The sequence below is a fragment of the Palleronia salina genome, assembly GCF_900141995.1.
Classification (GTDB): domain Bacteria; phylum Pseudomonadota; class Alphaproteobacteria; order Rhodobacterales; family Rhodobacteraceae; genus Palleronia; species Palleronia salina.
The window spans coordinates 1-9,365 of the sequence record NZ_FQZA01000023.1 but is presented as its reverse complement, the minus strand read 5'-3'; the positions used below and the strand labels follow the sequence as shown (position 1 = coordinate 9,365).

Genomic DNA, 9,365 nt, shown 5'->3' with positions numbered 1-9,365 from the left:
CTCAGCAGTTTCCCCGGGCGGCCTCGCTCAGGATCATCTTGTCGAGGGTCAGGTCGGAGACAGCACGCCGGAGCCGCTGGTTCTCTGTCTCGAGCTCCTTGAGTCGCTTCAGCTGATCGCGGCTCATGCCGCCATACTGCCTGCGCCACCGGTAGTAGCTCTGCTGCGTGATGCCGACCTGGCGCACCGCATCACCGACCGACAGCCCTTGGCCTTGCAGCACCTCAACCTGCCGCAGCTTCAGAACGATGTCTTCGGGCTTCTCTCGCTTCCCAGCCATTCTCTGGTCCTCTCCATGACGGGATCATTCTATCCCAGTGGGCGGACCACTTCAGAGGGGGCATTTCAAAGAGGCCATCGACGCCCCGCGCGGGGTGCGTATCCGCAGGCTGCACCGGTTCGTGCGCGGCGCCGACGGCGTGCCGCATTTCTGGACCGGCCGCGACCGGGCGCCGTCCCCGGCCCGGCAACGCCCGACGCTGCGCTTCGACTACCTGGACGAGGTAAAGGGCCAGGCGGACGACTGACCCCTGTCGGTTCCAATCGACGCCAGCCGCGCGCGCCGAGCATGCGCCCGGAAAGGCCGACCGGCGCGCGTCGGTTTGGCGCCGTGGCAGACGTGGTCAAAGCCTTGGCAGGGCGGGCCAATACGGCTGTTGGGCCGAGTCTCTAGGGTGAGGATCACTGAAACCCCGGAGATCGCACCATGTCCCGTATCCAGCTTCCCGCCTCCATAGACGCAGCACCCGCCGCCGCGCAGCCCCTTCTCGAGCGCGTCAGCAAGTCGCTCGGAAGCGTTCCGAACCTGTTCCGCTTGGCCGCCAACAGCCCCGCCGCGCTTGAGGGTTATCTCGGGCTGAGCAATGCGCTCGCCAAGGGCAGCCTGGCGCCCCAGACCCGCGAGCGGATCGCGCTGGCGGTAGCCCAGATCAACGGCTGCGACTACTGCCTGTCCGCCCATGCCTACTTGGCCGCGAACGTGGCGAAGCTCGACGCGGCCGAGATCGCCGCGAACCGCGCGGGCGGGTCATCGGACCCCAAGGCCGATGCGGCCGTGAAGTTCGCGGCGGCGCTGGTGCGCGCGCGGGGGCAGGTGTCGGAGGCCGAGCTCTCCGCGGTGCGGATGGCCGGACATTCCGACGCCGAGATGGTCGAGATCGTGGCGCATGTCGCGCTGAACACGCTGACCAACTACCTCAACGTGGCGTTCGACACGCCCATCGATTTCCCGGTCGTCACCGCCTCGGCGGCGTGACACCGCGGACACCCCGGTCGCGATCCCGTCTCCCTCCTCCCGCGCGACCGGGGTGCAATCTGCCCCTGCCACCAGGATCATTGCCATGACACGTCCCCCGTTGCCGCCCTTCGACACGCTGTCCGCACGGACCAAGGTTCGCCTGGCCGAGGACGCGTGGAACGGACGCGCGCCGGAACAGGTCGCGCTTGCCTACACGCCGGACAGCCGGTGGCGGAACCGGACCGAGATGTTCCGGGGCCGCGACCGCATTATCGCGTTCCTGACCCGCAAGTGGACCGAAGAGCTGGACTATCGCCTGATCAAGGAGCTGTGGGCCTGTGACGGCGACCGCATCGCGGTTCGCTTCGCCTACGAACATCGGGATGCGGGCGGCGCGTGGTTTCGCAGCTACGGAAACGAGAACTGGGCGTTCGACGCCGAGGGGCTCATGCGCCAGCGCATCGCGTCGATCAATACCCTGCCGATTTCCCCGGACCAGAGGCTCTTTCACTGGCCGCTCGGTCCGCGGCCCGGCGATCACCCGGGCCTGTCGGAGCTCGGGCTATAGGAGGTGCACCATGCCGAATGCCTTTGCCGATATCGCCTTCACGCCGCGCGTCCGGGCCGAGCAGCAACGCTTCGGATCGGCTGACGCCTATGCGCGCGTCCTGTCGCCCGACCGCGACGACGGCGCGGAACTTGGCCCGCGCGAGGCGGCGTTTCTGTCCGCGCGGGACGGGGTCTACCAGGCGACGGTGTCCGAGACGGGGTGGCCCTATGTCCAGTTCCGGGGCGGCATGCCGGGCTTCCTGAAGGTCATCGACGCGCGCACGATCGGATACGCGGACTACGCCGGCAACCGTCAGTACATCAGCGTGGGCAACCTGCGGCTGGACGACCGGGTGTCGTTGATCGCCGTAGATTATGCCCGCCGCGAACGGTTGAAGCTGTGGGGCCGCGCCCGGATCACCGAGGATCCCGATATCGTGGGTCTTTTGAACGGCGATGACGGCCCGCGGGCCGAGCGCGGCATCGTCATCCGCCTGGCCGCGTTCGACTGGAACTGCCCCAGGCATATTCCCGTCCGCCGCACGGAAGGCGAGCGCGACGACGAGATCGCGCGCCTGGCCGAACGGATCGCGGACCTGGAGGCGCAGTTGGCCGGCCGTCCTGCCATGCGGCGGCAGGCGCGCCCCTGAATGCGCGGGCCGTCGTGGCGGCCAACGCGTGGAACTGGCGCCGCGAGCGATTCCGGCCTAGCGTTGGCCATGCCCACCGTGACCAACGCATTCGCGCGCGCGATGGCCCAGGCGGCCGGAATGGAGCTGAGAGAGGACGGCGTCCTGATCTCGGGTGGGGTCGCCGTGCGCCGGCTGCCGCGGCCGCGCGACGGTCGTATTTCCGAAACGGACTACTTCGATCTCCTCGACTGGATCCGCCAGCGCCACGGCGACGAGATCGCGCTGCTCGCGGCCTATGCCAAGGAGATCCGCGCCGATGATATCGGCGTTCTGGGGCTCGCGATGAAGACGGCGCCGACGCTGCGGGCCTCGCTCGAACGGATCGAGCGGTACTGGCGGATTGTCACCGACACCGCGATCTATCATCTGGACGGCTCGGACGACCCCGCGGCCCTGGTTTTCGAAGGACGGACGGGGCATCATCCCGCGCTCGACTTCCGCAACGAGGGCGCGCTGGCCGCGCTCGCCCGGAACATGCGGCTCTTCGTCGACGGCGATCTGGTGCTTGAGCACGTGTCGTTCCGGCACCCGTGCCGCGGCGACCCCGATCACTATGCCGCCCATTTCGGATGTCCCGTGACCTTCGGGGCCGCCCGAAACGCCATAATGCTGCGCCACGAGATGCTCGACCTGCCCAATCGCTTGGGCGACGCGGCCGTGTCGGAGTTCCTGACCGCCCACCTGGAAAGCGAGATTGGCTCACTCAGGGACGACCCGTCCATACGGGCCGAGCTCTTGCGGCGCCTGACCCCCGCGCTGAGCGACGGGGTGCCGCAAGCCGCCGAGATCGCGCGGGACATGGGGATGAGCGAGCGCACGCTCTACCGTCGCCTTTCGGATGAAGGGCTGACATTCCGCGACGTGGTGACCGAGGCGCAAGCCTCGCTGGCGCAGGAGCTTCTGCGCGACAGCACCAGCTCGATCGCCGAGATCGCGTTCCTGACCGGGTTTTCCGAGCAGAGCACCTTCAGCCGCGCGTTCAAGCGCTGGAGCGGTCAAACCCCCTCGCAGTTCAAGCAGCACGGTCCGGTCCGCTAGAGGCGGACGTCAGCGCGGCCCCGATGCTGTCGGATCGCCTGCCGCGCGGGCCTTGGCCCGGGCTGCACCGCGGCGACGCCCCATCCGATGCTCCCCGACAGATCGGGATTGCGCGACGCCCGCCATCCCGTGCCCGTGCTTCGCGCAGTGCATGGCAGGTTCGGCCAAGCGCTTGGCAGGCCGGGCCGATACCGGGGTGGCGGGGCAGGGATAGCGTGCCCGCATCGACCACCGGAAAGGTCGGGCGCCGGCACGATCCCGGCGCGGCCTTTCCGCCCAGAGAAGGGCCACCGCCATGCGCAAGACCAACAGACAGACCAGACCGAGGGCCAGGCGGCACGACCAGGGCGTAACGCACTCCACCGGCACGCCGCCGATGCGGCTGGGCGATATGACGTACCTGCTGCTGATCACGGTCGCCGCCGCCATCCTGACAGGACTGCTGGCCTTGCCGGTCACGCTGGCGAAGGGCCCATCCGGGCACGAGGCCGCCGCACCGTTGATCGTCGCAGGTGGCCCGGTTCCCGCGCCCCTGGGCTGACAGCGCATCCCGCACACGCCGTCGCCGATGCCTTCGTCGCCGCAACCGCCCGACCCATGCCCGGCAAAGGCAAACCCACCCCATCCCGGCCGTCCGCGCCAGCGGTCCGCCAAAACCCCCCGGAAGGAGCAATGAAATGGACCATGACCCCCACCACGCCTGCGGCTGCGACGTCACGCCCGAGAAGGTCGACATGGCGCGCAGGCGCCTGATGAAAGGCGCGGCCGCCGCCACGGCCGCCGGCACCTTGACCGCCGGCGCCGCCATGGCCGCTACCGACGAGGCCCGCGCGCTTTACGCCGATCCCGATACGCCGGGCCTGCCGCAGATCGACATGGAAATCGCGCCGGGCCGCACCGCGCTGGTCGTCACCGACCCCCAGATCGACTTCCTGTCCGAGGACGGCGTCACCTGGGGCGTCGTGGGCGAAAGTGTGACCGAGCAGGGCACCGTCGACAATATCGAGCGCCTGTTCGCCGCGGCCAAGGCGGCCGGGATGCCGGTCTTCATCTCGCCGCACTACTACTACCCCCATGACCACAGTTGGGAGTTCGAAGGCACGCTGGAGCGCACGATGCATTCCATCGGCATGTTCGACCGGCCCGGCCCCCTTGATCTCGACGGCTTCGAAGGGTCGGGCGCGGACTGGATGCCGCAATACAAGAAGTACATCGAGGATGGCGAGACCATCGTCTGCTCGCCGCACAAGGTCTACGGGCCCGCGCAGAACGACCTGAACCTGCAGTTGCGCAAGCGCGGGATCGACAAGGTCATCCTGGCGGGCATGTCGGCCAATCTCTGCACACAGGCGCATCTCTACGAGATGCTCGAGCTTGGCTACGAGGTCGCCGTGGTGCGCGACGCGACCGCGGGCGCGAAGGTGCCCGAGGGCGACGGCTATCTCGCGGCGATCATCAACTTCCGCATGGTCGCCAACGGCGTCTGGTGGACCGACGACGCGGTCGATCGCATCGCGCGCTCGGCCTGACCCGGCAGCTCGGTGACTCCCAATTCACTCCGACCCCCTGAAAGGACCCTTCCAATGAAAATGATCATCAGCCTGCCCGCAGTGGCCATCACCCTCGCGCTCGCGTCGGCCGCCTTCGCCGCCGACGAGGTCAACGTCTCCAACGGCCTGACCGCGACCGGCAACCCGCTGGGCCTGCACGGCACCGACCCCGTTTCGATGTTCGGGGGCGCGGGCCCGCGGATCGGCGACTCGGGCTTCACCTCGGAACACGACGGCGTGGATTACTACTTCGCCACCCAGGCGGCCAAGCAGCAGTTCGACGCCGACCCGGCGGCATTCCTGCCGCAATTCGGCGGGTTCTGCGCCTTCGGTGTCTATCTCGGCAAGAAGCTCGACGGCGACGTCCGCTACGCCGACATCGTCGATGGCAAGCTGTACCTCTTCGTCAATGCGGCGACCCTCGAGAAATACCTCGAGGATCCGGGGACGGTCATCGCGGGCGCCGACGCGAAATGGCCCGGAATGCTGTCGACCCCCGTGGGCGATCTCTGAGCGAAGATCGCATTCCTCTCCCGGGTGCCGATCGTCGGGACCCGGGCTTTCCGTTGCACATGACGGCTGGAGCCCCGTGAAACCAGCCATCTCTCAAACCTCACAGAAGGGCCGCCAACATGACACGTATCCTCAGAGTCGACGCAAGCGCCCGCACCGGGCGTTCCCTTTCGCGCAAACTCGGCGACCAATTCATCGATGCATGGATCGCGCACGAACCCGAGATCGACGTCACGGTGCGGGACGTCGGACGGAGCCCGCCTCCGATCATTACCGAGGCGTGGATCGCGGCTGTCTTCAGCGCCGAGATGACCGCGCAGCAGCGCGAACTCACCGGGATCTCCGACGGGTTGATCGCCGAGGTGGAGGCGGCTGATGTCATCGTTATCACGACGCCGATGTACAACTATGGCATGCCCGCGGCTCTGAAGGCGTGGTTCGATCAGGTGGTACGCGTCAACAAGACCTTCACCTTCGACCTCGCACGCGGCGACCGGCCGCTCGAGCCGGTGCTCTTGGGTAAGACCGTCGTCGCGCTGACCTCCTGGGGCGAGTTCGGCTTCGGATCAGGCGAGTTGAACGAGGGCGGCGACCATCTCGTCCCGCATTTGCGTTCCGTATCCCGGTATCTTGGCATGTCCGAGTTTCACCATGTCGGCGTCGAGTACCAGGAATTCGCCGATCACAGGCATGAAGCGTCGAAGGCGACGGCTTCACGGTCGGTCCGCGATTTGGTCGCCCGGCTCGCACGCCCGGCCGCCAGTCAGGTCGCGTAAGCAAGGCCGCCAAGCCGACATCGTCGAGGGCAAGCCGTATCTTTTCGTCGATGCCGCGACATTCGAGAAATACCTCGAGGATCAGGGTACGGTCATCGCGGGCGCCGAAGCGAAATGGCCCGGAATGCTGTCGACCCCCGTGGGCGATCTCTGATCTGGTGCGGGAGCCAAGCCGCCCGGGCCGATCCTCCGGCCCGGGCCCTTGGCCGCGCTGGCCGCCCCGCGTTTCGCGAAAAATACCTTGACTGGATTGACCCCGATCTCGAACCATCGCACCGGTCAAGTGGCCGGAAAAACTCTTTTATTTCGTGTTAAGGTTTACTCGTATCTGAATTAACTCGTGCTCTGGTTTATCGTCTCCGGCGCAGAAATTCTTAGTGGCGAGATCCATGGAAACAATTCTTCAACTGAACGACGGCCGGCTGGTCGTTTTCGACGTTTTTTTCAACGCATCCTCCGAGAACGTGATCGGCGTCCAGGTCTACGACGCGGACGGCACGGCGGCCTTCGCCCAACCGGTCGAATTCGGCGCGGGCACCCCGGTGGGAGCGAATAACAGCGCCTACGACGATTTCTTCGCATTCGCGCTGCCGGGCGGCGGCGTGCGGGTGCTGGCGCGCGCGGGATCCGGCGCGGACAACTACCTTTTCGACCTCGACGCCTCTGGCGCGGTCGTCGCGACCACCCCCATCGACCCCTCGCCGAACGATGCATCGGTGCCCTATATCGGCGTCTTCAACGAGGACTACGCCCAGCTCGCCGATGGCAGGATCGCCAGCGCGTCGCGGCAGGATCTGATCCTGCAGGGCGCGGATGGCATCTTCATCTCGAATACCCGGCGCGATGGCCCTTTCGAAAGCGTCAACGACTCCGAGATCGTCGAGATCGCCGGGCGTATCCTGCGCGTGTCGCACGTCAATTCCTCGGATGGCGATGTCGAGATCAGGGCGCAGTTCTACGACAGCACCGGTGCCCTTTCGGGGGACGAAATCCTGGTCGCCGACGCGCTGGACTACGTGACGGGGCATTGGGACGTGGAGGTCACCGTACTCGACGATGGCCGCATCGCGGTGGCCTATGCCGCGGCGCGTCCCGAGGATGGCGATGATCGCGAAAGCGCGGTGTATCTCACCATCCTGAATGCCGACGGGACCGTGTCCGTCGCCGAGCAGATGGTGAACACCGATGACACGGCCGGGGCACAGGATTGGGTGAATGTCTGGGCGCTGGACGGGGGCGGCGTTGCCGCCACCTACGGGTCGGAAACCGGCTTTACCCCCAATGACAGCGTCAACGTCCGGTACTTCGACGAGACCGGCGCGCAGTACGACGCGTTCCAGCAGACCGGGCAGGGCGGGCGTGGGGCCGGGAACCTGCATGTCTCGTCCGACGGCGTGGCCCGCCGCCTGGGCGTGCTGGAGCCCGAGGAATTGTACGATGCGCCCGGTCCGAACGATCCCGGGCCCACTGGCGACGAGCTGCTGCTCAGCGAAGGGTTCTCCGGCGAACTGGCGCAGGACGGCGAAACCGCGACGCTCGCGGACGGGCGGGTCGTCGTGGTCTACGATCACACGAACCTGCGCGGTTACGTCCGTATCCTCGAGCCCGAGACCGGAACCATCACGACGCTGACCCAGATCGAGGCCCTGACCCGCGAGCTGAGCGTCGCGGCCCTGGCCGATGGTGGCTTCGCCGTGGCGTGGCTGCAGGGCGACCGGCCCACCGACGAGGAAGTCCGGATTCAGGTCTTCAACGCGGACGGCACCGTCCGCAAGGCCGCCACCCTGGCCTTCGACGGCGAGGCCGAGGCGATCCAGCTCCACCCGACGCAGACCGGCTTCGTGCTGACCTATACCTCGGACGAAGGCACGTTCGACGACGACGGCCAGCTTCAGTTCTTCGATGCATCCGGGAACGCCCTCGGCGCTGCGACCGAGTTCCACGACGGCTTCAAGCAGGAGGATGCCGTCGATGGCGCCCTGCTAAGCGGCGGGCAGACCGTCCTGACCTGGCTCAGCGACGATCCCGCCACTTTCGACGAGACGGCGCATTTCCGCATCTTCAACGCCGACGGAACCGCCGCGACGCCGGTGACCACGATCGCGACAGATGTGAACCCCTACCAGGACGTCCGTGTCGCGTCCCTCGCCTCGGGCGGCTTCATCACGATGCATATCAACGGCGCGGGGCAGCCGGTCATCACCGCCTACACCGCCCAGGGGGCGGTCGCGACGGCGCCGGTCGTCCTGTCGATCCCCGGTCTTCTTTCGCCGGTCGATCCCGGCAACGTCACGCAGGCCTTCGACCAGGTCTTCGATATCGAGATGAACGACGCGGGCCAGGTGGTCCTGGCCTTCGTGACCTACGACGAAAGCGACGAGGCGAACGTCAACTACGCGATCTTCGCGACCGACGGGACATTGGTGAAGACGGGCGTCGCCTTCGACAACGTGCCGGACGACCAGTCGCAGGTCGAGCTGACCAAGCTGGCGGGCGGCGACCTGCTGCTCAGCTTCACCGATGACACCAACATCCAGTTCGCCCAGCAATCCTCGATCAACGGCACGGTCCTCCAGTCCGGCGGGCCGCAGACGACCGTGATCCCGGGCACCGAGGGGGCCGACCTGCTGACCGGCACCTCCGCGGCCGAGATCATCAACGGCCTGGGCGGGTCGGACTGGATCACCCCCGGCGGGGGGAACGACACGGTGGACGGGGGCGCGGGCAACGACATGGTGTCGTTCTCGGACCTGGCCGAGACGCCCGGGCGGACCAACCTGGATTACCGCCTGACCATCGATCTCGAGGCCGGGACGGCGGTCAGCCACGACGGCGCGGAGCGGATGAGCCTGCTGAATCTCGAGCGGGTGACGGGCACGATCTTCGCCGATTTCATCCGCGGCGACGCGGGCGCGAACCAGCTGCGGGGCCTCGGCGACTACGACTGGTTCCTGGCGACCACCGGTCCCGACACGATCGACGGCGGCAACGGGCAGGACATGATCAGCTT

10 protein-coding genes and 1 pseudogene are annotated in these 9,365 nt (G+C 67.2%); 10 read left to right on the top strand and 1 reads right to left on the bottom strand.

From position 1 onward, the window contains the following. Window positions 1–10 precede the first annotated feature (10 nt). A pseudogene (locus tag BUB76_RS17075) lies at window positions 11–280 on the bottom strand (transposase); the annotation flags it as partial. Between the two features lie 94 nt (window positions 281–374). Between BUB76_RS17075 and BUB76_RS18035 the strand changes: the two are divergent. From BUB76_RS18035 to BUB76_RS17035, 10 genes are all read left to right on the top strand, one after another. After that, window positions 375–527 (top strand): hypothetical protein, encoded by a 153-nt coding sequence (locus tag BUB76_RS18035; protein ID WP_175550337.1) that lies wholly within the window; start codon window positions 375–377, stop codon window positions 525–527. Window positions 528–706: 179 nt separating this feature from the next. After that, window positions 707–1,255 (top strand): carboxymuconolactone decarboxylase family protein, encoded by a 549-nt coding sequence (locus BUB76_RS17070; protein WP_073130659.1) that lies wholly within the window; start codon window positions 707–709, stop codon window positions 1,253–1,255. An 85-nt stretch (window positions 1,256–1,340) separates the two neighbouring features. Continuing rightward, entirely contained in the window at window positions 1,341–1,805 is a 465-nt protein-coding gene (locus BUB76_RS17065) for a nuclear transport factor 2 family protein (protein ID WP_073130658.1), read from the top strand. Between the two features lie 10 nt (window positions 1,806–1,815). Then, window positions 1,816–2,436: a pyridoxamine 5'-phosphate oxidase family protein gene (locus BUB76_RS17060; RefSeq protein ID WP_073130655.1), complete on the top strand. Its 621-nt coding sequence runs from the start codon at window positions 1,816–1,818 to the stop codon at window positions 2,434–2,436. A 69-nt stretch (window positions 2,437–2,505) separates the two neighbouring features. Beyond that, window positions 2,506–3,516 (top strand): AraC family transcriptional regulator, encoded by a 1,011-nt coding sequence (locus tag BUB76_RS17055; RefSeq protein WP_073130653.1) that lies wholly within the window; start codon window positions 2,506–2,508, stop codon window positions 3,514–3,516. A gap of 295 nt (window positions 3,517–3,811) precedes the next feature. Beyond that, entirely contained in the window at window positions 3,812–4,057 is a 246-nt protein-coding gene (locus BUB76_RS17760) for a hypothetical protein (protein WP_139250919.1), read from the top strand. 136 nt (window positions 4,058–4,193) lie between these two features. After that, a complete protein-coding gene (locus tag BUB76_RS17050) occupies window positions 4,194–5,045 on the top strand; it encodes a cysteine hydrolase family protein (RefSeq protein ID WP_084140743.1) in 852 nt (283 codons plus the stop codon). Window positions 5,046–5,099: 54 nt separating this feature from the next. Next, a complete protein-coding gene (locus tag BUB76_RS17045; protein ID WP_073130650.1) occupies window positions 5,100–5,579 on the top strand; it encodes a YHS domain-containing (seleno)protein in 480 nt (159 codons plus the stop codon). A gap of 119 nt (window positions 5,580–5,698) precedes the next feature. Then, on the top strand, window positions 5,699–6,355 hold the full coding sequence (locus tag BUB76_RS17040; protein WP_073130647.1) for an FMN-dependent NADH-azoreductase: 657 nt from the start codon (window positions 5,699–5,701) through the stop codon (window positions 6,353–6,355). A 389-nt stretch (window positions 6,356–6,744) separates the two neighbouring features. Then, a partial coding sequence (locus BUB76_RS17035) for a calcium-binding protein (RefSeq protein ID WP_373280064.1) occupies window positions 6,745–9,365 on the top strand: 2,621 nt, incomplete at its 3' end.